Below are 26,714 nucleotides of genomic sequence, written 5' to 3'. Positions count from 1 at the left end.
TTTCACCTCTAAATCATTGCTTTACGAATCGTAACGCCAACTCCATCCGGGGCCCAACCGGCAATAATACTGTTTTTCGGCACCGTGACCCAGCCAAGGCCAGCAAAAACAAGATCACTTTTTTCCGTTATCTTAAATTCATACCGAACAAGTTTCGGGAAAGTCGTTTCCAACTCTTTCTTGGTTGGCGGTTGCAATATCTCACCAGCATGGTTCGCATAGAATTGATCAGCGTTGGCTAATTTTGTCCGGTGCACCTTTAAATTATTATCAAGATAGATTGCAATTCCATTTCGTTCTTTAGGTCCTTTAATAAAATCAAACCGTGCTAAAGCACTCAAAAAGAGGGTTTGCCCTGCTTGCAACTGGTATGTCTTCGGCTTGATTTCCTTTTGCGGCGTTGCAAGCCTTAATTCCTTTGGTGAAAGGTAGTGTGCCATTTGATTCCGGTGAATAATCCCTGGGGTATCAATTAAGAAATGCCCATCATCCAATGGAATTTCAATTCGATCCAAGGTTGTTCCGGGAAACTTCGACGTGGTGATCAATTCCTGAACTCCCGTTAACTGGCTGATGATTCGATTGATCAACGTTGACTTTCCAACATTCGTAACCCCAACCATATAAACATTGCGGCCTTCACGGTATTTTTCAATTGCAGCCAATAATTCGTCAACTTGACCACCCTTCTTGGCACTCGTCAAGAAAACATCGATTGGACGCAATCCTGCCTTGTTAGCTGATTGCCGCATCCAATCCTTGATCTTTGAGCGCTTTAATGACCGCGGAAGCAGGTCTTCCTTATTTCCAACCAGTAAGATTGGGTTATTGCCGACAAACCGTTGCAATCCTGGAATCAATGAACCGGTAAAATCAAAGATATCGATCACGTTAACGATCAATGCTTCCTTATCGCTTAATTGATTCAAGAAACGCAAAAAGTCATCATCACTATAATCAACATCCGCGATTTCATTATAGTGTCTCAGCCGGAAACAGCGTTGGCAATATACCTCATCTTTTTGTTTGTTTAACGCAGATTGCGGTGTATATCCAGCCTTATCCGGATCAATTGTTTGAATCACCACACCGCATCCAATGCATCTTAATTCATCAGTCATCGAGATGGTTCCTCCATTGAATTTCAAAATTTTCTTTTTTTGCTAATTGAGTTTGAATTTTGCATTCCATTAACCGGTTGATCCGGGTATTCCAAGCATCCGTCTGCATTAACGGCTTAACTAAAATACTGCGAATGTTCATCCGGTTGGCTGCGAGGACATCCGTCAGCATTTGATCGCCAACCATTACCACTTCATCTGGTTGAAGCTGATATTCCTTCAAAGCCTTTTTGATTCCCGTTTTAAACGGCTTTAATGCCCGGGCAACAAACGGTAAATCAAAGCGTTGAACCGCTTTTTCCACCCGTTCATGGTTATTATTTGAAACCACGATCACCGGGATTTGATTTGTTTTCATTTGATTTAACCATTGTCGGAGTTCTTGGGTTCCGCTCGGATTATTCCAGGCAATCAACGTATTATCCAAATCCGTTAAAATCGCCTTAATGCCATTTGCTTTAAGTTCATCTGGCGTAAGATTATAAATCGATTCGATCATCCATGTAGGTTTAAATTGATTTAACATTCAACCGCTCCTATTTTTAATAATTCGATATTAAAAATTATAAAATAACAAAGAGGCTGCGACAAGCGTCACAGCCTCTATCATTTAAAGATCAATTATTTTGCTAAAGCTTTCTTAGCTTCGTCAACAAGTGCCTTGAATGCATCTGCATCGCTAACGGCTAAGTCAGCAAGCATCTTGCGGTTAACTTCGATTTCAGCTAACTTCAAACCGTGCATTAACTTGCTGTAGCTGATTCCGTTCATCCGGGCTGCAGCATTGATCCGTGCGATCCATAATTTACGGAAGTTTGATTTTGTCTTCCGACGATCACGGAATGCATATTGGTATGACTTCATTACTTGTTGCTTAGCAACTTTAAATTGAATGTGCTTTGAACCGCGGTAACCCTTGGCTAATTTGATCATTTTTTTACGACGTTGGCGTGTAACTGTTCCACCTTTAACACGTGGCATGAAAATTCCTCCTCTAAGTTAGAACCGATTTGGTCCTGTCAAAAATTTAATTCGTAATAATTATTTCATTTGTGAAAGCATTTGCTTGATTCGCTTCATATCTGATGAAGATACCATGCCTGCTTTCCGTAATTGACGACGTTGCTTGATCGTCTTACCGTGGAAACGGTGTGATGTATATGCGTGATGACGCTTTAAACCGCCCTTTCCTGTACGCTTAAAACGTTTTGCTGATGCGCGGTGTGTTTTCATTTTTGGCATAATCAAAATCCTCCTATTAATCTACTCACCTATTTTTCAGTTTTAGGTGCAAGCATTAAAAACATGCTTCTTCCATCCATCTTTGCCTTTGATTCAACGGATGCAACATCCTTTGTTTCTTCAGCAAAGCGACTCAGAACTTCACGTCCGATGTCTTTATGTGTAATGGCACGCCCTCTGAAGCGAATTGAAACCTTAACTTTGTCTCCCTTCGCAAGGAACTTCCGTGCGTTCTTCATCTTAGTATTAAAATCATTCGTGTCAATCGTTGGACTTAACCGAACTTCCTTAACATTAACGGTCTTTTGTTTCTTCCGGGCTTCGCGTTGCTTCTTTTGTAATTCAAAACGGTATTTCCCGTAATCCATTACCTTTGCAACCGGCGGCTTTGCCTTCGGAGCAACTAAAACCAAGTCAAGATTTTCCTGTTCAGCGATTTGTAAAGCTTCGCGCTTTGATTTAACTCCAAGCTGATCACCATTACTGCTGATCAAACGAACTTCACGAGCACGAATGCCGTCATTAACCATCTTGTCTACTGCTATGATACTTCACCTCCAAATAAATTCAGAGAGAAAATGCAGATAAAAAAACCTCCGTTTGAATACTTCAAACAGAGGTCATTAAAGCCGCTTTTAACGGAATTAATTTCTTAATTTCTGCCCGGAGACTTTCTTGTCTGCTAGGCGAGAAGCTTTTGCCTCTGCTTTTTTCTCAACTTTAAGTAGTTTACCAGTTTAAAACTACCCTGTCAAGCCTAAATTAATCTTCGCGACTGTATGTTTCAATATCATGATTGATCATTGTTACAAATTCATCAAACGCCATGGTTGTTTGTTCGTCTTCACCGTATTTCCGAACCGTAACCGTGCCGTTTGCCTTTTCATTATCACCAACAACCAATGTGTATGGAATCTTGTTGACTTGGGCTTGACGAATCTTGTAGCCCATCTTTTCGTTTCGGTCATCCATCTTAATCCGAATGTTGTGGGCAACTAACTTGCTAGCCAATTCCTTCGCATAGTCAAGGTGAAGGTCGTTCTTAACCGGAATAATTGCAACTTGTTCCGGAGCAAGCCATGTTGGGAATGCTCCCTTGTAAATTTCAGTTAAGTAGGCGGTGAACCGTTCCATTGTTCCGACAACTCCACGGTGGATCATGATTGGCCGGTGTTCTTCACCGTCAGTTCCCGTGTACTTCAGGTCAAAGCGTTCTGGAAGTAAGAAGTCAAGTTGGATCGTTGACATTGTTTCTTCCGTTCCAAGGGCCGTCTTCGTTTGAATATCCAATTTAGGACCATAGAATGCAGCTTCGCCTTCTGCTTCATAGTATTCCAAACCAAGGTCATCCATGGCACCCTTCAACATCTTTTGTGACTTTTCCCACATTTCATCGTCATCGAAGTACTTTTCAGTGTTCTTCGGATCACGGTAACTCAACCGGAATGAGTAATCTGTAATGTTAAAGTCTTTGTAAACATCCATGATCAACCGCAAGATCTTTGCAAATTCATCTTGAATTTGATCCAATGCAACGAATGTGTGTCCATCGTTTAATTCCATTTCACGAACCCGTTGTAAACCTGAAAGAGCTCCTGATTTTTCATAACGGTGCATCATTCCGATTTCAGCGATCCGCAATGGTAATTCACGGTATGAACGCTTGTGGTGCTTGTAAATTTGAATATGTGACGGGCAGTTCATTGGCCGTAATTCAAGGAATTCGCCATCGCCCATGTCCATTGGTGGGAACATGTCATCATGATAGTGATCCCAGTGACCTGATTGCTTGTAAGCATTCAAGTTCATCAAAACTGGAGTATAAACGTGTTGGTATCCATCGGCAACTTCCTTGTCAATGATGTACCGTTCGATCGTCCGCCGAATCGTAGCACCCTTTGGCATCCAGTATGGTAAGCCGGCACCGACTTTAGGATCAACAAAGAATAAGTCTAACTTGTTTCCGATTACCCGGTGATCCCTTTCCTGGGCTTCTTTCCGCCGTTCCAATTCAACATCTAAATCTTTTTGCTTGTAAAATGCTGTCCCGTATACCCGTTGAAGCATTGGGTTACTTGAAGCGCCTTTCCAGTATGCCCCGGCAACTGATAAGATTTGGAAGACCTTAACTGCTCCGGTTGCTGGTAATTGAACGCCGCCTAAATACTTGAAATCGCCTTGTTGGTACATTTCAACTTGACCATCAACGGCATTTTCATTGATCAAGGCTGTTTGATATTCATCGCCTTCAGCCATTGATAATGCTTCATTAACTGGAACCATGATCTTTTCAATTGCAATGTTTTGCTTGATCAACTTGTTCATTTCAGCAGTGATCTTGTCAAATCCATCTTCTGAAATTTGACCGTCAGCATTATCTGTATCCAAGCAGAAACCATGTTCAGTTGCTGAACTTTCACCAAATTTCATTTTAGGATACATATTATGTAATGCGTGCTTTAAAATTTGAGCAACGGTATTCCAAAGAACAACTAAGCCGTCTTCGCTGTCTTTCGTGATAATTTCAATTGAACCGCCTTGTTCAAGGGCATCGTGATAACCAACCAACTTGCCGTCAAATTTACCGGCAACGGCCTTTTTAGCCAAACTGATGCTGATCGACTTGGCAATTTCTTCAACCGTTACGCCCTTTTCAAATTGTTTAACTGTTCCGTCTGGGAACTGAATGTTGACTTCTGCCATTTTTCTTCCTCCTTCAAAGTCGGACAAACAAAAAACGCCCCAATACTGACACTTCAGTATTGGGACGTTCGTTAACGTGGTTCCACCCAGTTTCAGGTATCTAGCTAATACCCCTCATTTTGCTTTAACGCGCAACACGCTCACGATTAAGTGAGAAAACTGAAAGTGGTAAGCTCGTTAGTTAGGAGACTTTCAGTCACGATCTCCTTCCCTGAAGTTAACGATCCGTTTGTCTTTCTTGACTACATTGAACCATAAATCTTTTTATTTGGCAATAGTTATTCTGGATTTCTTCGGTTTGGACCAACCATTTGGTATTCGGTTGCCAAAAACTTGATGCGTTCCATGATTCGCATTGCCTTCAACGGCTCGCTGTCCCCACGATTGTTGTAGGTTAAATATTGTTCTTGCAGATCCTTCATCGAAAGATTAGAACTAAATAACGTCGGCAATTCATTTTGCATTCGATATTCCAAAATGATTCCCAAAACATCATCCCGCATCCAGCTTGTCAGCCGGGTTGCTCCAATATCATCGAGCATCAAGACGGGAACCCGTTTGATCTGATCTAAGATTTGATTCGGATTGCCGTTTTGAATTGCGCCCGTCATCTCGACGCTAAACGATGGAAAATGAACCATCATTGATTGAATTCCATTTTCAGCTAATTTATTCGCAATTGCAGCCAGTAAATAGGTTTTACCGACTCCCAGACTGCCGGATAAATAAAGACCCTTTGGAAATTTACCATTTTTTTGATAATCAATGCACTCATCAATGAACGTTAATGCTGCCCGCAACGGTTCCTCACGGCCACTAATGTCATAATCTTCGATTCGAGCATTCCGTAATCCCTTTGGAAGGTTGATCATTCCAACCATCTTTTGCCGTTGATGGGCCTGTTGCTGTTCAACCATCTTGGCCGTTGGATGATACACAACTTCGATATGGTGGTCGCTGACAATCAGTTGCGGTTCATAACCGGGGGCAAAAGTTTGCTTGCCTGCCGCAAGTTCTTTGCGTAAATTGACAAACTCATACAGCTTACTAAAGCCCGTAATGATGTCCTGCTTCGATAACCGTTCCTGATTATCTTTCAGAAACTGAGCAACCGCCGGATCCTTAACGACATCATCGAACAGCTTAAGGTATTGTTCCCGCATCTTTGGATCACGAAAGCGGTGTTTCAATCCATCACTGATATTATCCATTAACGTTCATCTCCTTTCGGTGTTTTTTGATTGATCCGTTGCATCAACCGTGAAATGTCCTGATTAACATTTGCAGATCGATTTTGAGACTGATTTTGGTCTTTAACCGCTGATTGACTTTTTTTCTTCTGCGCCCATGCCGGCAATTTTTCTGCATATTGAGGTCGGCGCGCATACCGGGAAGTTGGGCGTGATTGCTGCCGTTTCTTTTGCCATTCACGGACATAGGTGATTGCCTTTTCAGGCGTGTTGATCTTATTTTTCAGCCAGTTATTCGCTGTACGCTCAAAATACTTTTGATTCAACGAATCCATATTTTCGTTCACCAGCATATAATGGGTCAACACATTAATGACCGCGGGGGCAAGGCGTTGCGCTTCAACTGCCCGTTGGATCGTGATCTGCTCTTCATGCGTTACCGTTTGCCCCTGCTCGTCCTTCAACGCCGTTAAAAATTCCATTGGCGCATACTGCTGACAAGCATTGATCAACTCTTGATCCGCATTATTTGCCGGCTGCTTTGACTGGTGAACTTCGGAATTCGAATCAAAATCATCACTTTTAACCGGCTTCATTGTAAATTCATACTGCTGACTTGCCAATGCGCGGAATCGATTCCAATTGACATCATCTTGATGATTAACATCAACCGCCTCTTCCAGTAACCGAACAAGCTGAACTTCATCAAGCCCATACATTACGGCAACCGTGTTCACCGTTTGTAAATTTTGCGCAACTGATTGCTGGTTAACAAAGGTTTTCGTTAACAACTGTTTTAACAGCTGAACATTGATCTTCATCTTCAAATCGGCCACCGGCGTTGATTGAACCGGCGCATCAGTTACTGAAGAGGAGCCCTTTATCCGGAAAACATCCGTCATTTTTTTCGAAACATCCTGAAACGCATGCCGATTCCAATGGTTGCCTTCAAAGAAGTTCAACAATTGAGCAAACTGCTGCTCCCCGACATATTCCATCAGCAACCCGCTTAAAACCGGATCTTCAAAGAATGCACTTCCGCTTTTTGCCGGAAGCATTTCATACAAAAAGCAATGCTTTTGCGCGTTAAACTGCGTGCGCATCAAGCCGACCGCTTCAAGTTTTTCCTTGGCAGCTGTAAATTGCTGCATGTTAATTCCAAGGCGAACCAAAAGCTGTTCGTGATTCCATTCCGGGAGCTGATCCCAGTCACCCGTTTGAACTTCAGCAATCAGCGACATGTAAAGGGCGACCGCCGTTTCGCCGATAAATGGCTGGTATAATTTCGTAAGCGTTTGAAATTGAAATTCTTGAGGAAGTGCCTTGGAAACAACCTTAAATTTATCAGTTGCTAAAATATGAATTTGATTCAAGTTCCTTCCTCCTTAATTTATTTCTGCTTATTCCGTTTCATTAATTCCTGCAATTCATCTGCAAATGATTGCATATCCTTGAATTCATGGTAAACACTTGCAAACCGGATGTAAGTAACATCATCAACATCCGCCAAAATGTTCATCACGTATTCGCCAATCAATTGACTTGAAACTTCGGTCCCGCCGACCGCGCGAATTTTGCGTTCAACTTCATCAACGATATCGGTAATTTTATCCATACTAACGGGACGTTTTTCCGCTGCTCGCATAATTCCGTGCAAGATTTTATCGCGGTTAAACTCTTCCCGATTTCCGTTTTTCTTAATTACTAATAATGGAGTTGCTTCGATTCTTTCAAACGTCGTGAACCGGTAGCCGCATTTTTCACATTCCCGCCGCCGTCGAATGGCATTTCCGTTGTCAGCTGGACGACTATCAACAACCCGTGAACTATTATTGTGACATTGCGGACATAACATTTACTCCACCTCGCTTCCCAATAAATGCTTTGATGTCAACCATTTTATCATTTTTAGCTTTAATTCTTCAACTGACCCGTTATTGAGAATGACTTCATCAACATACTTTGCTCGTTCGCAGTTGCTCATTTGAGCATTGATCCGCGCTTGCGCCTGGGCTTTTGATAAATGATTCCGGTTCATTAAGTTCGAAAGCTGCTTTGCGCTTGTCGTTTCGATCATCATCGTACTGGTACACAAATTTAAGTAATGCCCTTCAATGAGAAGTGCAATATCAATGACTGCTAATTTGACCTTGGCTTTCTTGGCCTGATTCACCCGTTCAATAATTCGCTGATGAATCAACGGTCGCATAATGTGATTTAATTTTGCCAGTTCTGCAGGGTTATTAAAAACTAAATCACCAAGTTTCGTTCGGTTAAGACTGCCATCTGCATTCAAATACTCTTTGCCGAATTGAAATTCAATTTGACGTAATCCTTCTTCGCCCGGTTGCTGCAACTGACGAGCAATCACGTCGCCATCAATGATTTCAGCTCCATAGGATGCCAAAATCTTACTGACCGTCGACTTCCCAGAAGCAATTCCGCCAGTCAATCCTAAAACATATGTCATTATTTGATTTTCTGCTCCTTTGGACAAATATGCGTCCCCCGTTGACCAACGACTAACCGCTCAATCGGGGTATGACACCGTTCACACGGTTCGCCGGTCTTTCGATAAACATGCAGTTGATCTTGGAATTGCCCTGCATGACTGTACGCATTTTTAAATGAGAAGACCGTTGTTCCTTGAGCATCAATTGCGAGCTTCAATTCCTTGATGATATTATCATGCAATTTTTGCACATCACTCCGAGTCAAATGATTAGCCGGTGTTTGCGGATGAATTTTGCTCATCCATAAAACCTCATCAACATAAATATTGCCTAATCCTGTAACGACCGTTTGATCAAGGAGGGCCGGTTTGATCATCTTTTTCTTTTTCTGTAATCGATTATAAAAATCATCAACCGTAAAATCAGCACTTAACGGCTCCGGCCCAAGCTTTTTGATCCCCGGAAATTCAAGTTCTTCGCCCGTTTGCATCAGTTGCATCCGACCAAATTTCCGTGAATCGTTATACCGCAGATCACGTCCATCCGCGAGTTCAAAAATCACGTGACTGTGTTTTTCCATTGGCGCGTTGTGATCTTCAATGATGTATTTGCCCTCCATTCGAAGGTGGGAAACCATCGTTAAGTCTCCGGTAAACCGAAAAAGCAAATACTTCCCCCGCCGATCGATCCGGGTAATTTTTTGCCCCGTTAATTTCTTTTTAAAGTCATCAATATCGTTATTGATCATTTTTTCGTAGTTGACATCGATTTTCTTGATCGGAACGTCTAAAACCTGGGACGAAACTCCCCGGCGAACCGTTTCAACTTCTGGTAATTCCGGCATTTCTCTCACCTCTTATTTTTTTGCATCAAACCACGTATCGCCTGAAGCACTTTCAACTTTCAACGGAACAGCCAAATCAACTGCTGAATCCATCACCTTCGAAACCAGTTCTTTAAGCACCGGAATTTCTTCTTTTGGCGCTTCAAAAATCAGTTCATCGTGAACTTGAAGCAGCATTTTAGCCTTTAATCCTTTTTCACGTAACATTTTTTGCATCCGAATCATCGCAATTTTAATAATATCCGCTGCACTGCCTTGAATCGGCGAATTCATTGCCGTCCGTTCAGCAAATGACCGTAAATTATAATTTTTGCTATTGATTTCTGGTAAATAACGGCGCCGGTGGAACAAGGTTTCAACGTACCCTTGCTTCTTTGCAAGCTCGACGATCCCCGTCATATACTTGTGAACTCCTGGGAACGATTCAAAATACGTTTCAATAAATTTCTTAGCTGCTTTGCGGGTAATCCCGATATTTTGTGCTAAGCCAAAATCGCTGATTCCGTAAACAATTCCAAAGTTTACGGCTTTTGCTTGGCGCCGCATATTCGGCGTAACTTCATCCGGACTATCCAAATTAAAAATCTTCATCGCAGTGCTTGCGTGAATATCTGCCCCGGTTTTGAATGCTTCCTGCATGTTTTCGTCACCTGAAATGTGGGCTAAGACCCGCAATTCAATTTGGGAATAATCCGATGAAAAAATCTGCCATCCTGAATGACTTGGAACAAATGCTTGGCGAATTTTCCGTCCTTCTTCAAGCCGAACCGGAATATTTTGCAAGTTCGGATCGACCGATGACAACCGTCCCGTTGATGTCAACGTTTGGGTATACCGGGTATGAACCTTGCTATCTTCCTTAAAGACAACTTTTAATAAGCCTTCAACATAGGTTGATTGAAGCTTTGAAAGCTGCCGGTACAGTAAAATATTGTCAATAATCGGATTTAATCCTTGCAGCTTCTCAAGAACGCTGACTGCCGTTGAATATCCGGTCTTGGTCTTCTTAATGACTGGCAATTTTAATTTTTCAAACAAAATTACTCCTAATTGTTTAGGTGACCCGATATTAAATTCTTCGCCGGCTTCTTGATAAATCTGTTGCTCGATTTCAGCTAACCGTTCTTTAAACTCGCTTCGCATCTGCATTAACCGGTCAATGTCGACCTTAATTCCCGCAATTTCCATTTGAGCAAGCACGATCGACAGTGGCCGTTCAATCGTTTCATATAATTCAGTCTGTTCATGATCATCCAATTCGGCCATTAACCGGGATTTCAAATCATGAATTGCTTGGACTTTATGAGCTAAATGTTGCAAGAATTCTGGTTGATCAACCGGAACTGACCGCTTGGCGCCTTTACCGTACACGTCTTCATCGCTTTGGACCTGATAGTATTGATGCTCATGGGCAAGTTTTCCAAGATCATCACTGTTATCAGTATTATTTAACAAGTATGAAACCAGTAACAAATCAAAATCAACGGGAGCCATTTGAATTCCAAGGCGGTTTAATCCAACGTAATTCCGTTTGGCGTTAAAGACATCCAAAGTTGCCTTTTCAAGCAGCTCCTTCAAAACGGGTTCCTTTAATAATTGAGGTTGATTTGAAACAAAGTACTTGTCGTCCTTCAAAATTGCAAACCCAATGGTCGGCGCTTTATGATAATTCTCCCCGTCCATTTCAAGATGGAACGTAATTGAAGAACCATCTGACTTTCCTAATTCCGTAAGGTTAGCCGCAGTTAATTCAGTATAATCGATTGGCGCAACTGATGACGCGCTTTCTGAACTTGCTGCTCCCTGATTTTGATGAAGTTCACTCAAGAAACGATTAAAGTCCATCTGCTGATAGAAACTTTCTAATTTTTCGTAATCAATTCCGGACCATTCAGTATCCTTAATGTCCACTTCAATTGGCGCATCTTGCCGGATTCGGGCAAGGTCTTTACTCATAAAGGCCTGTTCCTTATCCTCGATCAAATGTTCCTTCATCTTCGATTGCCGCATCTCGTCAATTTGGTCATAAATGCCCTCAATTGAACCATATTTTTTCAGCAACTTAATCGCAGTTTTTTCGCCGACCTTCGTTACTCCGGGATAATTATCAGAAGTATCCCCGACAAGGCCTTTCATGTCAATAATTTGTCGCGGATTTAATCCAAATTTTTCTTCAATGTGTTCCGGAGTGTACTCTTCAATTTCAGAAACTCCTTTTTTGGTGATTGCAACCGTTGTTTGGTCCGTTGCAAGTTGCGTTAAATCCCGATCCCCGGTTACGATCGTAATTTGAAAGCCTTCACCCTCAGCTTCTTTGGCAAGGGTTCCGATAATGTCATCGGCTTCGTAATTCTTTAGATCATAACTTTTAATTCCGTAATCGATAAGCATTTCCCGCAAAAATGGAAATTGTTCTGAAAGTTCCTGGGGCGTTTTACTCCGTTGGCCTTTATAATCAGCATACTTTTCCGTTCGAAACGTTGTTCTCCCGGCATCAAATGCAACTAAAATATTTGTCGGATCAATTTGTTTCAGTAACTTATCCAACATAATTTTGAAACTGTAAATTGCATTTGTATGCAAGCCGTCATGGTTCGTAAACTTTTCAACCTGATTATACAGTGCATAGAATGCGCGAAAGGCAACACTATTTCCATCAATCAATAATAATTTTTTCGTTGAATTTGTCATTAACCTTTTCCTCGTTCTTATTATTACCCTTATTCTACCAAATCATTCGTGCAAAATAAAAATCGCGGAAATTCCGCGACTTTCATTTTAGTTTTGATTATCGTTGTGACCAAAGATTTGAACAAGGTAGATAAACATGTTGATGAAGTCAAGGTAAAGTTGCAAAGCACCATTGACTGCCAAACTGTTGACTTCATACTGATCACCATATTGAAGATAAATGTTCTTCATGTTTTGCGTATCCCATGCGGTTAAAATCGTAAAGATCACAACCCCAACATATGAAAAGATGTATTCAATTGCGGCACTGTGCAAGAACAAGTTGATCACTGAAACAATTAACAATGCAATCAACGCTGCAAATGCCTGGCGTCCGAAACGGGATAAGTCTTTCTTAGTATTTAACCCGAACAGACTTAAAACGACAAAGACAACGGCTGCCGAAACAAATGCCATTGTGATGTTCTTCATCGTGTAAACCGCCAAAATCGATGAGAAGAAAATTCCTTCGATTGCCGCATATCCAAAAAGCATTAAGATACTTGCAACCGCCGACCGGTTAGGATTATATGACAGTGAGAACACCATCACGATCGAAACAATTCCTAAAACGATCATCATTACCGGACTGCTGAAAATCGTATATTGTAAATATTTAACCGTAATAAATGCCATAATGGCCGAAATTGCGATTGCCCCCGCCATGTAGCCATACATCCGTGACAGGAACTGGTTCAAGCCCCGCATGTTAACTGAGCTTTGTTGATCAAAATTATTCATAAAAACTCTCCTTCTGATTCATTGTAGAGAAGATTATAGCACATAAAAAAGGCTTTTTCCTAACATAATCCATTAGAAAAAGCCTTGTTTAACCTTAATTTTTGTTTAAGCTTAATTCACTAAGCAATTGTTCATAAACGCGTTCATACTTTTGAATATCGCCGGCTCCCATGAAAATCACAACGGCATCATGATAATCCAAAAGCGGTGACATGTTATCAAGTTTCAAAACTTTGCCACCCTTAGTGATCTTCTTCCCAAGGTCAGCTGATGAAACATTGCCGCTATTTTCACGAATCGAACCGAAAATATCAGTTAAGTATACTTGGTCAGCAATGTTCAAACTCTTAGCAAAGTCATCCATCAATGCGATCGTCCGCGTAAAGGTATGCGGTTGGAAAACAGCAATTAACTTTTTATTCGGATATTGCTGCCGCGCAGCATCCAATGTTGCCCGAATTTCATGCGGATGGTGGGCATAATCATCAATGATGACCATATCAGCAACCGTCTTTTCAGTAAAGCGCCGTTTAACCCCTTTAAAGGTCAATAATTCTTGTTTGACTTTACCAAGGTCGATCTTTTCAAAGTAGCTGACTGCAATCACTGCCAACGTATTCAAAACGTTGTGTTCACCGAACAAATGGGTTTCAAAGTTACCTAAGAATTGATCATGGAAGTAAACATCAAAACTTGAGCCGGTTGTTGTCCGCTTGATATTTTTGGCAACGAAATCATCGTTATCTTCTGTCCCGTAGTAATAAATCGGAACATTAGCATTTAACTTCCGTAAGTTCTTGTCTTCACCCCATGCAAAGATTCCCTTCTTGGTTTGCCGTGCAAGGGTTTCAAAAGCATCGCACACATCATCGATTCCCGTAAAGTAATCTGGGTGATCAAAATCGATGTTTGTCATGATCGTATAATCTGGGTGATATGCAACAAAGTGCCGCCGGTATTCATCAGCTTCAAAAACAAAGAAACGGGCATCCGGCGTTCCCTTTCCAGAACCATCCCCAACTAAATAGCTTGTTGGGGAAACGCCGCTCATTACATGTGCAAGGAGGCCAGTTGTACTTGTCTTTCCGTGAGCACCAGCAACGCCAATACTCGTTGTTTCTTCAATAATCATTTCGACAACTTCAGGGTAACGCATTACCTTTAAGCCCATTTTCTTTGCCTTCGCAATTTCTTCTTGATCATCATTAAATGCGTTGCCGGCAACAATGATCATTCCTGGTTTAATATTGTCAGCATTAAAAGGTAAAATTTTGATTCCAGCTTGTTCAAGTCCACGTTGGGTAAAAGTATACTTATCAATGTCTGAACCCATCACTTTGCATCCTTTGTCATGCAAGATCAATGCAAGCGAACTCATTCCTGTTCCTTTAATTCCCACAAAAAAGTATGTTGCATCCATGTCCATTAGAAAAAATCCTCTCTTATCATGTTTTATCCATAGTCTATCATATGTTCAGTTAAAATTATTTATTCATTTTGCATTTTGTCTAATTCTTCTTCAGTTAAAAAGACTTTCCGCGGCTTTGAACCGTGCGCTGGTGAAATGTACTGTTTTTTCTCCAGCTCCTCAATGATCCGCGCAGCCCGGTTATAACCAATTGAAAATACCCGTTGAAGCTTTGAAGTTGACGTTGTTTCTTCGTTAACGATGTATTCGAGAACCCGTGGAAGCAACTCATCTTCTTTTTCGTGATTCAATTCTTTTTTCTTTAAGTTATCCGGATCAAATGCATAGTGCGGTTTGCCCTGTTTCTTAACAAAATCAACGATTTCATCGATTTTATCATCATTGATGTACGTTCCTTGAAGCCGAATCGGTTGGCTCTTCCCGTTTCCAAGATAAAGCATATCCCCCCGGCCAAGAAGCTTTTCAGCACCGGCAGAATCAATAATCGTACGCGAATCAACCTGACTTGAAACCATAAATGCGATTCGGGTCGGAATATTATTCTTCATCGTTCCGGTAATCACATCAACACTTGGCCGTTGAGTAGCAACTAGCAAATGAATTCCGCATGCCCGTGCTTTCGCTGTAATTTGACCAATATAATCGGCAATTTCTGCCGAAGCGGTCATCATCAAATCTGCTAATTCGTCGATGATAATCACAATATATGGCATATGAAGGCCGTATTCGCCGGTTTCTTCAACTTTCGCGTTAAAACTATCAATATCGCGAACCCCGGCAGCTGCTAACTTTTCATACCGGTTATTCATTTCTTCAACGGCCCACTTCAATGACGCCGTTGCTGCTTGCGGATCTGAAATTACCGGAGCAAGCAAGTGCGGTAATTCGGAGTACGGCGCTAATTCGACCGTCTTCGGATCGATCAACAGTAATTTAACCTGTTCAGGAGTTGCCTTATACAGAAGTGAAATCAGCAAACTATTAATAAAGACCGATTTTCCTGATCCGGTTGCACCCGCAATCAATCCGTGCGGCATATCGTGAATATTCGTCACCTGCGGAATTCCAAAAAGGTCAACCCCTAACGCAACCGTCAATGGCGACCGCGCATTCTTAAACTGCGGCGAATTCAAAACTTCTGACAGCATGACCGGCCGCGAGAATTTATTCGGAATTTCGATTCCGACACTGCTCTTACCAGCAATTGGGGCTTCAATTCGAATATCCTTTGCAGCCAATGCCAGCTTCAAATCATCAACTAAGTTCGTAATCTTGCTTACTTTTACCCCAAGGGCCAGCGTAACTTCAAATTGGGTAACAGTTGGACCAACCGTCCAGTCTTTGACCTGCGCATCGACATTAAAGGCCTTAAACGTTTCATTCAAAATATCAGCTTGATTCAAAGCCCATTCTTCAGTCTGCTCGCTATCCTCCCCTACTGGTTCTGGAAGAAGCGATAACGGCGGTAACTGATATCCGCGACCATGATCATTGACATGACTGTCAGCTACTGAAACTGGTTCCGGTTTCGGTGAATCAAAAATTTTTAAATTCCGTTGTGCATTATTTTCTTCATTCATAATGTCGCCAAGCGATTTGCTCAACGCATGGCCTGATAAGTCATCGTTTTGGCTCTCAACTGGCGATTGAGAAGGTGCCGGCTCAGTAACTGCGGCTTCCGGAAGATGATCTTCTGTATCGGCTGGTTTCTGCTCTGGTTCTTCAATCACAGGTTCAGCTTTCATTGAGTCATCCACTGAAGAATCCGTTTCAGGTGCCGATTTATCAATATCATTTTCAGAACTGTTATCCGCTTCATCCATTTCAGGCTCTTCATCTGGTTCACTCTCAGTCTCAGTTGCTGAAGCTTCATCAGCCTCTGGTTTAACCTGCTCAAATTCGTCATCATCAATTTGATGACCCGGAGCTTGAACATCTTCACTTGAATTCAAAGTTTCAGATTCATCGCTTGATGAAGACTCGAGCTGATGTTCAGCAACTTCATTTTCGTTCTTTTCAAGGGGACTTTCAGCCAAACTCGATTCCATCGGCTCCGAATCCGCTTGAGATGAGACCTGTTCTTCTTGTTGCGGTTCATCATCAACCGCTGATTCAGGTGTAAAATGAAGCAGATCAACAATATCAGCTGAATTGACCGCATCATCAAACAACAGATAATCTTCATCTGCTTTCGTTATTTCAGTTACTAATTGGCGATACTTTTCTTTTAAGTTTTTTGAACCCAGCGTTAAAACTGAAGGCGGAATATAGCTAGGATGAAATTCCCGATGGCTATCTTCCGTTTGGCGTAATCCTTCAGCTGGGTGGTTATTTATTTTTTTCCGTGGCTTTTCGACTGGTTGACGCCGAAAAAAAGCCGGTCCATCATAATGTTCCATATTTTGTCATCCTAACTAAAAAAATTGGGCCAGAACCCAATTACGTCTAAAGGTTACCTAGCCCATTTTATCATAGATCACGCGAATTTTGCGCTTAATTTTTAGTAAATAATGTTGCTGCCTTATCAAAGTCGAATTCATCACCAACATGATATTCATCAGTTGGCAAAACCAAAATTCCACGCTTTTGCGGTGCATTTGGCAAACCTAATTCGCGGGCTGAACAAATCATTCCATCGCTTTCAACTCCACGAAGTTTGCCATTCCAAATCATTGCGCCCGTTGGCATCATTGCGCCTTCCTTTGCAACTACAACAGTTTGGCCCTGTTCAATGTTGGGAGCGCCGCAAACAATTTGCAAAACTTGGTCATTATCAACGCGAGTCTTCGTTACGTGCAGGTGATCAGAATCAGGATGAGCTTCCATTTCCTCAACGTATCCGACAACAAATTTTGGGGTTTGATCTTCTTCTAAAAGATCTTCGAATCCAACCTTCGTCAATAATTCGTTTAATAATTTAACTTGATCAGCAGTTAACAAAACTTGGCCTTGACCATTTAATCCGGTCAACGTTTCTGACACATCAAAAAAGTTGTAGCCAATTGTTTCGTTTGTTTCCCGATTAAAAATACGAACCACATTTTCCTTCTTTTCAGAAGATTGCTTGGCCACATCCGGCTTGATCATTGTTATCAAAACATCACCTAAGTGTTCTGGATTATAACTTGAAATTAACATCAGCAATCACACCCCTATTTAATATTCTTCAAAAAGTTTTCGACTTCTTCTTTCGTTTTCCGATCTTTGCTTACAAAGCGGTCGGCTTCCTGACCATCTCGGTACACAATAAAGCTGGGAATTCCCATTACATCAAGCGCTTGGCAAAGATCAATGTTTTCATCCCGATCAATTTTCAAAAATGTATATTCAGGAAAATCAGCTTCGATCTCCGGCATAAATGGTTTAATAAACCGGCAATCGCCGCACCATGTTGCCGTGAAAAACAAAACATAATTTCCGGATGCAATCTTTTGATTGAGTTCATCCATCGTCATCTTTGGTAGTTTTTCCATTACTCATTTTCCCCTTCCCGTTTGAAATGGGCCTTTAACTTATAAATTGGACCCTTTTTACTGAATTTTTCTTCGTACTCAGTCATCACGTTATCTTCAAGGTCTTCGCTTTGATGAAGATCAAGCCACACCTGATCAAACCGCATTCCAAAGTTATTCATTGATGTTAGCGAATATTCAAATAATCCGCGATTATCGGTTTTAAATTCAATATTTCCGCTGTTTTTCATCACGATTTGATACTGCTTTAAAAATGTCGGATACGTTAACCGTCGCTTAGCTTGACGCTTTTTCGGCCATGGATCAGAAAAATTAAGATAGATTCCATCAACTTCATCTTCTTCAAAGTATTCGGTCAACCCGGATCCGTCTGCCCGAACAAGCTGCAAATTCGGCAATTTGCGTTCCAACTGCTTCTTCAGTGCCATTCCGGTGGCAACGGTCTGTAATTCCATTCCAATATAGTTGTTTTCCGGATGACGCGCAGCCATTTCAACGATAAACTGTCCTTTCCCCATTCCGACTTCCACGAAAAGCGGTGCTGGTTTTTCAAACCGCGTCTGCCATTTTCCCTTAAACTGTTGCGGTTCAGTCACCACATATTGCGGATTTTCTTCAATTAAAGGTTTCGCCCACGGACGATTTCGAAGTCTCATTTAAATTTCCTCTCTAAAAAACCAGGAGGCTGTGCCACCGCCCAGCCTCTCAATCATTTATTAATCAATTTTGTAATAGTCTTGTTCATTTACAATTGCTGCTAACTTAACGATGTCTTGGTTCATTTCATGGAAACGACCACGCCGGTGATGGTCCTCAATTGTTTCAATCATGTTTTCCATTGCGTACCAAACGATTCGTTTTTGCGTCTCGTCGCTTGGTTGATGACCGAAATACTGAGTCAACCATTGATTCCACTTCGAGCGTGGGACATACTGGCACATTAACATGCTTAAATCCAATGCCGGATCAGCTAATTTAGCTGAATCCCAATCGACAAGATAAAGTTTATCTTCATCAGATAAGAGCCAGTTTTTGTGATTTAAATCGCCATGACATACTTCGTAATTCGAGCGTCCCAATTGCGGTTGATTACCCTTCAATGCTTTTAAGACTTTCGAAATCAAAGGATGATTTCGTAAATCCGGTTCTAATTCAAGATAACACTTATCGATCAAATCGGCAGGGGTCAAGGTCCGCCCACCAACTTGTTTCCACATCTTCTTTAATAATGAAGAATGGTGAACCCGCCACAGTAAATCAGAAACGCGCTTTTCCCGCATTTCTTCGCGCTTGAGGTTCCGTCCATTTAACCATTCCTGGGCGGTCAAGGTATCCCCCGACGTCATTCGTTTCGTCCACACCAGCCGCGGGGTAATCTCTTCAATTGAGAGTGCCGCTAAAAATGGTGATGTATTTCGTTTTAAAAATAAGCGTTTATCATTATTGACACCCATATAAGCCATTCCGGTGTCACCGTTAACTGGGAGAATGCGCCAACCAGACTTTTGATTGGATTCCATTTTGTCACTCTCCTCCTACACATATCGATAACTAATTAAAGTCTACAAAATACCTGCAAATAATGTCAAGCACCTTTATTAAATCTTTTATTAAGGCTGAAATGGGCAAGCAAAAGTTCAATTCCAACTGCCCCAATCACCAACCCAACCGCTGCAATCAATGAATGGGTTGCAATTAACAATGTCCCAGTAAAAATCAAAGCTTGAACGGCCGTTAATGTACCAAGAATTTTCCGAAAACTTGCAAGTTGCTGGCTGGACTTTATCGGATAAAGATGCGTAAAGACAATATCGTAAAATTGGTTCGCAAGCGGAATCAATTGGAAACTGGTTAAGTAGATAAATAGTAATCCGATCAAAAGACTTACCCACTTTAAGTTGATGAACAACATCAACAAAACCCCAATGATCGTTAGCCGCATAAATAATCCGCTATATTCCGAATTGCGCCAAAATCCACGCCAGTATAAATACTTATATGTTTGGCGCGAGTCTTGTTGAATGCGGGGTAACAGCCAGTCCAAATAACGCCGCCGTTTGATTTTTTGATGAACTTCCGGAACATCCGTAAATAAACTGAAAAATTTGTAGATCCGCATGACCCGTTTATCTTCGGCGGCAATTGCATCTTTCCATTTGAAGACGTGGTAGCTGGCCTTTTTTCGCAATTGAAGCATGCTGCCCCAACCAATCACCGCAATTCCTAAACTTAACCATGGACTAAGCAAAATTCCGCCCACAATTCCAATCAGTGGAAGACCCTGCTTTAAAAATTGCATTTGACTTGAATTCCATTTTTGATCAAACAAACCAGTTTCTTCAAAAAGAAGTTGCATCCATTTAAAAAGAACCTGACTGATAAGTAAAACTGCCCATTCGATCCAGCTGAAATGAAGGACCCGAACTAAGAACGGTACCGTGATCAATCCGCAGCCGATTTGAATCAATGCGGTCATTGTCATGCTGTGATGGCGGGCTTTGATCAAATAATCGTTAATGCGGTAATCATTTGGCAGTAAGAAAACGATATCCGGCTTTTGAAGAAGCGTTGCAAACTTTCCAATCTGTAAAATGACCATTAAGGTAATAATCGCCACCACCCGGTCAACAACCGTTAATGGATAAACATAGTGGTCAATAAAATTAAAGTAGCCGTAACAAACCGCTCCAAAAACAAAAAAGAGTGCAATTACAAAATGGTCATTAAAAACATAACGCAAATATTTCAATAATTTTTGCTGATATTGACTGAGGCGTTGATTCCAAATCTTATTCATTAGCCGACTCCCCTTGTGTCATTTCTAAATAAATATCTGATAAATCAGCATCTTGCTTATTCATTTGATCTTGAAGATCGCTCAAGTCACCTTGGGCTTCAACTTGACCATGATTAAGCATCACAAACCGGTCGCAGATTTTTTGTGCAGTTTCAAGGACGTGCGTTGACATCAAGACGGCTGCTCCCCGAGCCTTAACTTCATCAATTAGGGACGTTAAATCGCGAATTGCAAGCGGATCAAGGCCGTAAAACGGTTCATCAATAATAAAAATTTCTGCATTGGTAATAAACGCACAAGTGATCATTACTTTTTGGCGCATTCCCTTTGAAAAGTTTGCCGGGAACCAATCAAGTTTCTTATCTAACCGGAACATTTTTAACAAGCGGTTCGCCTTTTCCCACGCTTCATCATGGTCAAGGTTATAGGCCATCATTGTTAATTCAAGGTGTTCTTTCAAGGTTAATTCATCATACAAAATTGGGGTTTCCGGAATGTATGCCAACTTTATTTTATATTTTTCAGGGTCATCAAATAAAGTGACCCCATCAATCGTAATTTCGCCCTTTTGCGGTTCAAGCAGGCCAATAATGTGTTTGATCGTCGTTGACTTTCCGGCCCCGTTCAACCCGATCAAGCCAACCAATTCGCCGGGTTGAACTTCAAACGAAACATCCTTAAGGACTGGGATTTGAGAATATCCCCCAACTAAATGACTCACTTTTAATGTCATATTCTTCGTTCCCTTCTACTATCCGTTGTTAGTAAAAATTATATCATGTATACTTGATTGTGAACGATAAATGAAAGAAGGATTATTATGGCTGACAATTGTGTTTTTTGTAAAATCATCAGTGGTGAAATTCCAAGTACAACGGTTTATGAAGATGAAGATGTGAAGGCATTTCTCGACATTTCGCAAGCAACGCCTGGACATACTCTTTTAGTTCCTAAAAAGCACGTTCAAGATATCTTTGAATACGATGATGATCTTGCTCAAAAAGTCTTAACTAAAATTCCAATGATTGCGCGGGCCGTTCGCAACTTTGATCCTGCAATTCAAGGATTAAACATCGTCAATAACAACGGAGAAGTTGCATACCAGTCAGTCTTTCATTCCCATATTCACTTTATTCCGCGGTATTCTGCAGATGAAGGGTTCTCAATGAATTTTGCTGACAATACTGCAAACTACAACGCGGATCAATTAGAAGAAATTGCTGCCCGGATCCGGACTAAATTGGAGAAATAATTATGAGAAAATTTCTTTTGCGTTTCATCTTAATTTCAGGAGCTTTAGCTGGAATTGCATATTGGAAAAAAGATCAAATTCTGGACGCATTGATCCAACATTCGATCGATGTTGATCGCATCAACGGATCAGTTGATAATGTCATTGATAAGGCTGAAATTGTTAAGCAAAAAGTTTCAGAAGCCAAACAAGTCTTTAATGATTCTAAAGATGTGATTCAAGATTTAGAATCAGATATTACCAAGTATTCAACCGATATTCAGCCGTTAATCGGCAACATCAAAAGCGAACTTAAAGATAAGTAGATTAAAAACAAAATAATATATGAAAATTTACTGAATTTTATTCCGCCCTGCCTTTTTTATGGTATAGTTAGGAATGTTATTAAAAAAGAATAGAAATGGATGTGTTTATTTCTTATGAAAAAAATGAAAAAACTGCTTGTTGCAGCTTTAGGGGTTTTAATGGCATTCAGTTTAGCTGCATGTTCAAAGACTGTTGCCACAACTTCAGGTGGTAAGATCACTGAAAGCGAATATTACAACAAGATGAAGGAAACTCAAAGCGGTAAACAAGTCCTTCAACAAATGATTTTAGACAAAGTGCTTGAAAAAGACTACGGCAGCAAGGTTTCAAGCAAAGATGTCGACAAGCAATACAATGCATTGAAGAGTCAATATGGTGCTCAATTCTCAACTGCATTGCAACAAAATAATTTGACCCCTTCAACATTAAAGGATCAAATTCGGGATAACTTGTTACTTAAGCAAGCTGTAATTGCAAACACAAAGATCACTAACAAGATGCTTCAACAACAATGGAAGAGTTTTGAACCAAAGATCACGGTTGCTCACATCTTAGTTCAAAAGGAATCTGATGCTCAAGATGTCATCAACCAACTTAAACAAAACGGCAGTTACGACAACTTCAAGCAATTAGCTAAGAAGTACTCAGAAGATACTGCTACAAAGAACAAGGGTGGCAAGCTTCCTTCATTTGACGGAACAGACACTCAATTAGATAACTCATTCAAGCAAGCCGCATTCAAGTTGAAGACTGGTCAATTCACTGAAACACCGGTTAAGACTCCATACGGTTACCAAGTTATCTACTGCATCAAGAACCCTGGCAAGGGTCAAATGAAAGACCACATCAAGCAATTGAAAGATCAAATCATCAACGAAGAAATGAATGATCAAGCAACATTGCAAAAGGTTGTATCTAAGGTATTGAAGAACGGTGACGTTTCAATCAAGGATAAAGATTTACAAAATATCTTGGCAAACTACACTGGTTCAGGCAACAACACAGGTGCAGCTCAAAACAATAAATAAGATCAGTTAAATAAAAGACCCCAACGATCGTTGGGGTCTTTTGTTATCTAAAAAATCCCAGCAAAATTGCTGGGATTTTTCTAATCTTGATTTTCCGGTTTATAGAAGTTGCGCCCATCCAGGCCAAATATTCGTTCTGAGAATTCACCCTTTTCAGTATGATCAAGCGCGCCCTTCATCATTTGAATTGAAGCATCAAGATCATCTAAGTGGTGTAAAATTTCGGCTTCCATTAAGTGTGGTTGAACCGGTGAGCCGTATTCCATCAACCCATGATGAGCTAAAATCATATGCCGTAACAGAATCACATCTTGGCTTTGTTGGTCAATTCCAAGTTTTTGACATGCCTCAACAATCTGTTCATCGATCAATACAATATGGCCGACTAGATTCCCTTCTAACGTGTAGCGCGTCGCAATCGGTCCGGAAAGTTCAATCACCTTTCCAAGGTCGTGTAACATCGCCCCGGCATACAGTAATGAACGGTCAACAAAGTCGTATTCTTCGGTTACCGCCTTAGCCAACCGTAAAATTGACAGCGTATGGTATGCTAACCCGCCAGCAAAGGCATGGTGATTCTTTTTCGCCGCCGGGAACGTGAAGAACCGGTCGTGATATTTCTTTACCAGATAATGAACGATCTTACTCCATGTTGGATTCTTAATTTCCAAGAAAAAGGCATTAAAATCTTTTTCCATCGATGAAGTATCTTCCGGAGCTTTAGGAACAAAATCGAGTGGATCATTTGGTTCGCCATCATGGGGAAGATGAAGGTTAAAGATCTTGATTTGCGGATTGCTTTGATAGTTTTCCCGTTTACCGGTAATGTGAACGACCCGCCCTTCTTGAAAGTTTTCAATATCTTCGTCTGATGCATCCCAAAATTTTGCCATGATCTCGCCTGAACGGTCACAGAAAATAAATGAAATAAATTTGGAGCCATTCTTCGCAATTCGGACATCTGCCGTTTTGATCAACGCAAACAGATCCATATTTTCATCAATTTCATAGTCAAAAATTTCTTTTGCCATCTGCCTCGCCTCTTTAAAATTCAATTTAAAAATTAATGATTATTAATAAAATTTTCGATTTGCTGTTTCCATTGACTAGCTTTCTGTTTGATCGTGTTGCCAATGTTTTGGCCATTTTCTTTAATATTATCCCATAATCCGCTCGCACTTGAACCCGGATTACTTGATTCGTTTGCAAGTGTTGAAGCTGCTTGAACGCCAAATGACGTTTCATTTGTTGTTGGAATGATTCCCTGCATTTCAGCCTTAAACAAGCCAGAACCTTCATTAGCACCGTATTCGCCAAGGTTATACTTATCAGAATCATATCCCATCCACGTTGCAACCACAACGTCCGGCGTATAACCAATAAACCAGTGGTCATCTTCAGCCGTTCCGTTTTGATTGATATCATCTGTACTTTGCGTTGAACCGGTCTTTCCCGCAATCGTATAACCAGATGGAGCGGCACTCACACCCGTTCCGTCCTTATAAACATCGATCATCATACTGGTCATTTCTTTAGCGATCTTCTTTGACATGATCCGCTTATGCTTAATATGGGTATTATCCACGATCACCTTGCCTGAAGCGTCTTCAATTTTAGTAATTAAGTGCGGTTCATAACGAACCCCGTTGTTCGCAAAGGCCGTGTAGGCGCTTGCCATCTGGTAAGGTGAAACTCCCTTTTCCAAACCGCCAAGAGCCAAGCTTAAGTTATCATCTGCTTTGGTGAGCTTGATTCCAAACTTTTCAACGGAATCGTAACCCTTTTGAACCCCAATCTTGTTTAATAACCAAACCGCAGACGTATTTTTACTTAACGCCAATGCTTCATACATTGGAATTTTACCAGCATACTGGTCGTTCCAGTTTTGCGGCGTATAATGGTTTGAACCATACGATTGAAGTTTATCTTCAACCATTGAATCATAATGCCAGCCGTTTTCCAACGCCGGAGTATAAACCGCTAATGGCTTAATAGTTGATCCTGGTGAACGCACCAGTTGCGTTGCCCGGTTATATCCCCGGAACACGTGCGTTCCTGGACGACCGCCAACCAATGCGGTAACGCCGCCGTTATCCGGATCAATCGCAATTGAAGCGGCTTGCGCTTCTGTTTCATCGGGTTGAGCCGGTGGGAACAGCGCTTGATCTTCAAACGCATTTTGCATTACTTTCTGCTGACTTTGATTCAATGACGTGTAAATCTTATAACCGCCGTTCATAATGTCCTTTTCAGTCAAGCCATAACGGTTGATGGCTTCGCTAATGACCGCATCAAAGTAATACGGATAATTGTAACCTGAATGATAGGTATAATTGTCATGCGTAACCATTGGCGTTGCTTGATATTGCTTCATTTCGCTCTTAGTCAGCTTTTTGTTTTCATACATAAATTGTAATACCAAGTTTCGCCGATCCCGTGAAGCCTTCGGATGGTCAGCCGGATTAAACCCGTTTGGATTGGTCAGCATTCCCGCCAAAGTGGCAGCTTCAGGAACCGTTAACTGGGAAGCATGAACCCCAAAGTAACGTTCTGCCGCGTCTTCAACGCCCCAAACGCCATTCCCAAAATATGCATTATTTAAATACATCGTTAGAATTTCATTCTTACTGTATGTATTTTCAACCTGCATCGCAATGAAAATTTCCTTTGCTTTCCGCGAGAAGGTTTGCTGTTGCGATAAGAACGCATTTTTAACCAGTTGCTGGGTGATCGTACTTCCCCCGCTGCTGATCGTGCTTTCACCCATTAACCGGTTCCGAATCAGTAACACGACCGACCGGGCAATTCCTTTGACCGAGAAGCCATATTCATGGTAGAAATTCCGGTCTTCGGTTGAAAGCACCGCATTCGGCATGTTTTGCGAAATTTTCGATAATGGGACCCACGTTCCCTTTTGCGAATAAAGCGAACCGGCTTTCTTTCCCGAAGCATCATAAATCTCAGTCGTCTGCTCAAGCCGGGCCTTCAAGTCACTTACATGGGCCGTCTTGGCAATAAACACAAGGCGAACACTGACCATCAAGAAAACGGAAAGGAAAGCAATCAACAACCATTTCCAAATTTGATAACGATGCCACTTCGCCTTAAACCACGTTTTAAAGCGACCCCACTTATCGCGTATCCATTCTTTAAATTCAGAATCTTTCATTTAACAAATCCTCTAATCAATTTGATCCACATTCAAAAGTAATTCTTTTCATTATTATACCCTCTGAATGTGGCGAAATTATTAATTTTTTGAATTCAGCCTTTTTAGGCAGATAACCTTATTTTACCGAACTCGTTAAAAGAAAGCCAATTAGGTGTGACAAAACGTTAAAAACGAGCGTGGTGGAAGCAGAAAAGCGAACGAATCGCGCTAGCATAGATTCGGAGGTTTGCATC

26 protein-coding genes are annotated in these 26,714 nt (G+C 41.2%); 3 read left to right on the top strand and 23 right to left on the bottom strand.

Annotated elements, in window-relative coordinates; all coding sequences use genetic code 11:
• Window positions 1-8: 8 nt before the first annotated feature.
• The 21 genes from yqeH to FC33_RS06915 all read right to left on the bottom strand — a co-directional run bounded on the left by yqeH (window position 9) and on the right by FC33_RS06915 (window position 21,456).
• Window positions 9-1,121 carry a ribosome biogenesis GTPase YqeH gene (gene yqeH, locus FC33_RS07015; RefSeq protein WP_057827887.1) on the bottom strand — a complete coding sequence of 371 codons (1,113 nt, stop codon included), beginning with the start codon at window positions 1,119-1,121 and terminating at the stop codon, window positions 9-11.
• Window positions 1,114-1,647 (bottom strand): YqeG family HAD IIIA-type phosphatase, encoded by a 534-nt coding sequence (locus FC33_RS07010; RefSeq protein ID WP_057827886.1) that lies wholly within the window; start codon window positions 1,645-1,647, stop codon window positions 1,114-1,116. The genes yqeH and FC33_RS07010 overlap by 8 nt, the downstream gene beginning before the upstream one ends.
• Before the next feature lie 95 nt (window positions 1,648-1,742).
• Window positions 1,743-2,102, bottom strand: coding sequence for a 50S ribosomal protein L20 (gene rplT, locus FC33_RS07005; protein WP_057827885.1), 360 nt, complete (start codon window positions 2,100-2,102; stop codon window positions 1,743-1,745).
• Between the two features lie 60 nt (window positions 2,103-2,162).
• Complete coding sequence (rpmI, locus tag FC33_RS07000; RefSeq protein ID WP_057827884.1) at window positions 2,163-2,363, bottom strand: 50S ribosomal protein L35; 201 nt, start codon at window positions 2,361-2,363, stop codon at window positions 2,163-2,165.
• 29 nt (window positions 2,364-2,392) lie between these two features.
• On the bottom strand, window positions 2,393-2,893 hold the full coding sequence (gene infC / locus FC33_RS06995) for a translation initiation factor IF-3 (RefSeq protein WP_057827883.1): 501 nt from the start codon (window positions 2,891-2,893) through the stop codon (window positions 2,393-2,395).
• Window positions 2,894-3,125: 232 nt separating this feature from the next.
• A complete protein-coding gene (gene thrS / locus FC33_RS06990) occupies window positions 3,126-5,066 on the bottom strand; it encodes a threonine--tRNA ligase (RefSeq protein WP_057827882.1) in 1,941 nt (646 codons plus the stop codon).
• Between the two features lie 278 nt (window positions 5,067-5,344).
• Window positions 5,345-6,277 carry a primosomal protein DnaI gene (gene dnaI / locus FC33_RS06985; RefSeq protein WP_057827881.1) on the bottom strand — a complete coding sequence of 311 codons (933 nt, stop codon included), beginning with the start codon at window positions 6,275-6,277 and terminating at the stop codon, window positions 5,345-5,347.
• Window positions 6,277-7,629 carry a DnaD domain protein gene (locus FC33_RS06980; protein ID WP_057827880.1) on the bottom strand — a complete coding sequence of 451 codons (1,353 nt, stop codon included), beginning with the start codon at window positions 7,627-7,629 and terminating at the stop codon, window positions 6,277-6,279. The genes dnaI and FC33_RS06980 overlap by 1 nt, the downstream gene beginning before the upstream one ends.
• Window positions 7,630-7,646: 17 nt before the next feature.
• Window positions 7,647-8,111: a transcriptional regulator NrdR gene (gene nrdR, locus FC33_RS06975; protein WP_057827879.1), complete on the bottom strand. Its 465-nt coding sequence runs from the start codon at window positions 8,109-8,111 to the stop codon at window positions 7,647-7,649.
• Complete coding sequence (gene coaE, locus FC33_RS06970; RefSeq protein WP_057827878.1) at window positions 8,112-8,726, bottom strand: dephospho-CoA kinase; 615 nt, start codon at window positions 8,724-8,726, stop codon at window positions 8,112-8,114. It abuts the gene before it with no gap.
• Window positions 8,726-9,553, bottom strand: coding sequence for a DNA-formamidopyrimidine glycosylase (mutM, locus tag FC33_RS06965; protein ID WP_057827877.1), 828 nt, complete (start codon window positions 9,551-9,553; stop codon window positions 8,726-8,728). Before mutM ends, coaE begins: the two co-directional genes overlap by 1 nt.
• Window positions 9,554-9,565: 12 nt before the next feature.
• On the bottom strand, window positions 9,566-12,244 hold the full coding sequence (polA, locus tag FC33_RS06960; RefSeq protein ID WP_057827876.1) for a DNA polymerase I: 2,679 nt from the start codon (window positions 12,242-12,244) through the stop codon (window positions 9,566-9,568).
• Window positions 12,245-12,331: 87 nt separating this feature from the next.
• Window positions 12,332-13,024, bottom strand: a complete 693-nt coding sequence (locus FC33_RS06955) for a Bax inhibitor-1/YccA family protein (protein WP_057827875.1) — start codon at window positions 13,022-13,024, stop codon at window positions 12,332-12,334.
• A 94-nt stretch (window positions 13,025-13,118) separates the two neighbouring features.
• Entirely contained in the window at window positions 13,119-14,450 is a 1,332-nt protein-coding gene (murC, locus tag FC33_RS06950; protein ID WP_057827874.1) for a UDP-N-acetylmuramate--L-alanine ligase, read from the bottom strand.
• A gap of 62 nt (window positions 14,451-14,512) precedes the next feature.
• The gene (locus FC33_RS06945; protein ID WP_057827873.1) at window positions 14,513-16,852 is read right to left on the bottom strand and encodes a DNA translocase FtsK; all 2,340 of its coding nucleotides are present in this window, start codon (window positions 16,850-16,852) and stop codon (window positions 14,513-14,515) included.
• Between the two features lie 94 nt (window positions 16,853-16,946).
• Window positions 16,947-17,591, bottom strand: a complete 645-nt coding sequence (ytpR, locus tag FC33_RS06940; RefSeq protein WP_057827872.1) for a YtpR family tRNA-binding protein — start codon at window positions 17,589-17,591, stop codon at window positions 16,947-16,949.
• A 14-nt stretch (window positions 17,592-17,605) separates the two neighbouring features.
• Window positions 17,606-17,926 carry a thioredoxin family protein gene (locus FC33_RS06935; protein ID WP_057827871.1) on the bottom strand — a complete coding sequence of 107 codons (321 nt, stop codon included), beginning with the start codon at window positions 17,924-17,926 and terminating at the stop codon, window positions 17,606-17,608.
• Window positions 17,926-18,582, bottom strand: coding sequence for a tRNA (guanosine(46)-N7)-methyltransferase TrmB (trmB, locus tag FC33_RS06930; protein ID WP_057827870.1), 657 nt, complete (start codon window positions 18,580-18,582; stop codon window positions 17,926-17,928). Before trmB ends, FC33_RS06935 begins: the two co-directional genes overlap by 1 nt.
• A gap of 60 nt (window positions 18,583-18,642) precedes the next feature.
• On the bottom strand, window positions 18,643-19,446 hold the full coding sequence (locus FC33_RS06925) for a phosphotransferase family protein (RefSeq protein ID WP_057827869.1): 804 nt from the start codon (window positions 19,444-19,446) through the stop codon (window positions 18,643-18,645).
• 65 nt (window positions 19,447-19,511) lie between these two features.
• A complete protein-coding gene (locus FC33_RS06920) occupies window positions 19,512-20,723 on the bottom strand; it encodes an ABC transporter permease (protein WP_057827868.1) in 1,212 nt (403 codons plus the stop codon).
• Window positions 20,716-21,456, bottom strand: a complete 741-nt coding sequence (locus FC33_RS06915; RefSeq protein WP_057827867.1) for an ABC transporter ATP-binding protein — start codon at window positions 21,454-21,456, stop codon at window positions 20,716-20,718. The genes FC33_RS06920 and FC33_RS06915 overlap by 8 nt, the downstream gene beginning before the upstream one ends.
• An 87-nt stretch (window positions 21,457-21,543) precedes the next feature.
• On the opposite strand from FC33_RS06915, the gene FC33_RS06910 reads away from it, so the two are divergent.
• The 3 genes from FC33_RS06910 to FC33_RS06900 all read left to right on the top strand — a co-directional run bounded on the left by FC33_RS06910 (window position 21,544) and on the right by FC33_RS06900 (window position 23,309).
• Window positions 21,544-21,975: an HIT family protein gene (locus tag FC33_RS06910; protein ID WP_057827866.1), complete on the top strand. Its 432-nt coding sequence runs from the start codon at window positions 21,544-21,546 to the stop codon at window positions 21,973-21,975.
• Between the two features lie 2 nt (window positions 21,976-21,977).
• Complete coding sequence (locus tag FC33_RS06905; protein WP_057827865.1) at window positions 21,978-22,280, top strand: hypothetical protein; 303 nt, start codon at window positions 21,978-21,980, stop codon at window positions 22,278-22,280.
• Window positions 22,281-22,403: 123 nt separating this feature from the next.
• Complete coding sequence (locus FC33_RS06900) at window positions 22,404-23,309, top strand: peptidylprolyl isomerase PrsA (protein ID WP_057828088.1); 906 nt, start codon at window positions 22,404-22,406, stop codon at window positions 23,307-23,309.
• 80 nt (window positions 23,310-23,389) lie between these two features.
• Here the strand turns inward: FC33_RS06900 and FC33_RS06895 are convergent, their stop codons facing one another.
• Window positions 23,390-24,340 (bottom strand): 3'-5' exoribonuclease YhaM family protein, encoded by a 951-nt coding sequence (locus FC33_RS06895; RefSeq protein ID WP_057827864.1) that lies wholly within the window; start codon window positions 24,338-24,340, stop codon window positions 23,390-23,392.
• A gap of 32 nt (window positions 24,341-24,372) precedes the next feature.
• The gene (locus tag FC33_RS06890; RefSeq protein ID WP_057827863.1) at window positions 24,373-26,478 is read right to left on the bottom strand and encodes a PBP1A family penicillin-binding protein; all 2,106 of its coding nucleotides are present in this window, start codon (window positions 26,476-26,478) and stop codon (window positions 24,373-24,375) included.
• Window positions 26,479-26,714 lie beyond the last annotated feature (236 nt).

This window comes from Ligilactobacillus aviarius subsp. aviarius DSM 20655 (assembly GCF_001436315.1).
In the GTDB taxonomy this organism is placed as follows: Bacteria; Bacillota; Bacilli; order Lactobacillales; family Lactobacillaceae; genus Ligilactobacillus; species Ligilactobacillus aviarius.
Note: the sequence above shows the minus strand (reverse complement) of the source record. Positions and strands in the feature narration are given on the sequence as shown.

Bases quoted from the DNA above. Each gene is read 5' to 3' on its own strand.
- coaE (WP_057827878.1), bottom strand. From the start codon at position 8,726: ATGACATATGTTTTAGGATTGACTGGCGGAATTGCTTCTGGGAAGTCG.
- nrdR (WP_057827879.1), bottom strand. From the start codon at position 8,111: ATGTTATGTCCGCAATGTCACAATAATAGTTCACGGGTTGTTGATAGT.
- dnaI (WP_057827881.1), bottom strand. From the start codon at position 6,277: ATGGATAATATCAGTGATGGATTGAAACACCGCTTTCGTGATCCAAAG.
- FC33_RS07010 (WP_057827886.1), bottom strand. From the start codon at position 1,647: ATGTTAAATCAATTTAAACCTACATGGATGATCGAATCGATTTATAAT.
- ytpR (WP_057827872.1), bottom strand. From the start codon at position 17,591: ATGTTAATTTCAAGTTATAATCCAGAACACTTAGGTGATGTTTTGATA.
- FC33_RS06895 (WP_057827864.1), bottom strand. From the start codon at position 24,340: ATGGCAAAAGAAATTTTTGACTATGAAATTGATGAAAATATGGATCTG.
- murC (WP_057827874.1), bottom strand. From the start codon at position 14,450: ATGGACATGGATGCAACATACTTTTTTGTGGGAATTAAAGGAACAGGA.
- FC33_RS06925 (WP_057827869.1), bottom strand. From the start codon at position 19,446: ATGGAATCCAATCAAAAGTCTGGTTGGCGCATTCTCCCAGTTAACGGT.
- FC33_RS06920 (WP_057827868.1), bottom strand. From the start codon at position 20,723: ATGAATAAGATTTGGAATCAACGCCTCAGTCAATATCAGCAAAAATTA.
- FC33_RS06955 (WP_057827875.1), bottom strand. From the start codon at position 13,024: ATGAATAATTTTGATCAACAAAGCTCAGTTAACATGCGGGGCTTGAAC.
- FC33_RS06935 (WP_057827871.1), bottom strand. From the start codon at position 17,926: ATGGAAAAACTACCAAAGATGACGATGGATGAACTCAATCAAAAGATT.
- FC33_RS06915 (WP_057827867.1), bottom strand. From the start codon at position 21,456: ATGACATTAAAAGTGAGTCATTTAGTTGGGGGATATTCTCAAATCCCA.
- mutM (WP_057827877.1), bottom strand. From the start codon at position 9,553: ATGCCGGAATTACCAGAAGTTGAAACGGTTCGCCGGGGAGTTTCGTCC.
- FC33_RS06890 (WP_057827863.1), bottom strand. From the start codon at position 26,478: ATGAAAGATTCTGAATTTAAAGAATGGATACGCGATAAGTGGGGTCGC.
- FC33_RS06905 (WP_057827865.1), top strand. From the start codon at position 21,978: ATGAGAAAATTTCTTTTGCGTTTCATCTTAATTTCAGGAGCTTTAGCT.
- trmB (WP_057827870.1), bottom strand. From the start codon at position 18,582: ATGAGACTTCGAAATCGTCCGTGGGCGAAACCTTTAATTGAAGAAAAT.
- rpmI (WP_057827884.1), bottom strand. From the start codon at position 2,363: ATGCCAAAAATGAAAACACACCGCGCATCAGCAAAACGTTTTAAGCGT.
- yqeH (WP_057827887.1), bottom strand. From the start codon at position 1,121: ATGACTGATGAATTAAGATGCATTGGATGCGGTGTGGTGATTCAAACA.
- FC33_RS06910 (WP_057827866.1), top strand. From the start codon at position 21,544: ATGGCTGACAATTGTGTTTTTTGTAAAATCATCAGTGGTGAAATTCCA.
- infC (WP_057827883.1), bottom strand. From the start codon at position 2,893: ATGGTTAATGACGGCATTCGTGCTCGTGAAGTTCGTTTGATCAGCAGT.
- FC33_RS06945 (WP_057827873.1), bottom strand. From the start codon at position 16,852: ATGGAACATTATGATGGACCGGCTTTTTTTCGGCGTCAACCAGTCGAA.
- rplT (WP_057827885.1), bottom strand. From the start codon at position 2,102: ATGCCACGTGTTAAAGGTGGAACAGTTACACGCCAACGTCGTAAAAAA.
- polA (WP_057827876.1), bottom strand. From the start codon at position 12,244: ATGACAAATTCAACGAAAAAATTATTATTGATTGATGGAAATAGTGTT.
- thrS (WP_057827882.1), bottom strand. From the start codon at position 5,066: ATGGCAGAAGTCAACATTCAGTTCCCAGACGGAACAGTTAAACAATTT.
- FC33_RS06900 (WP_057828088.1), top strand. From the start codon at position 22,404: ATGAAAAAACTGCTTGTTGCAGCTTTAGGGGTTTTAATGGCATTCAGT.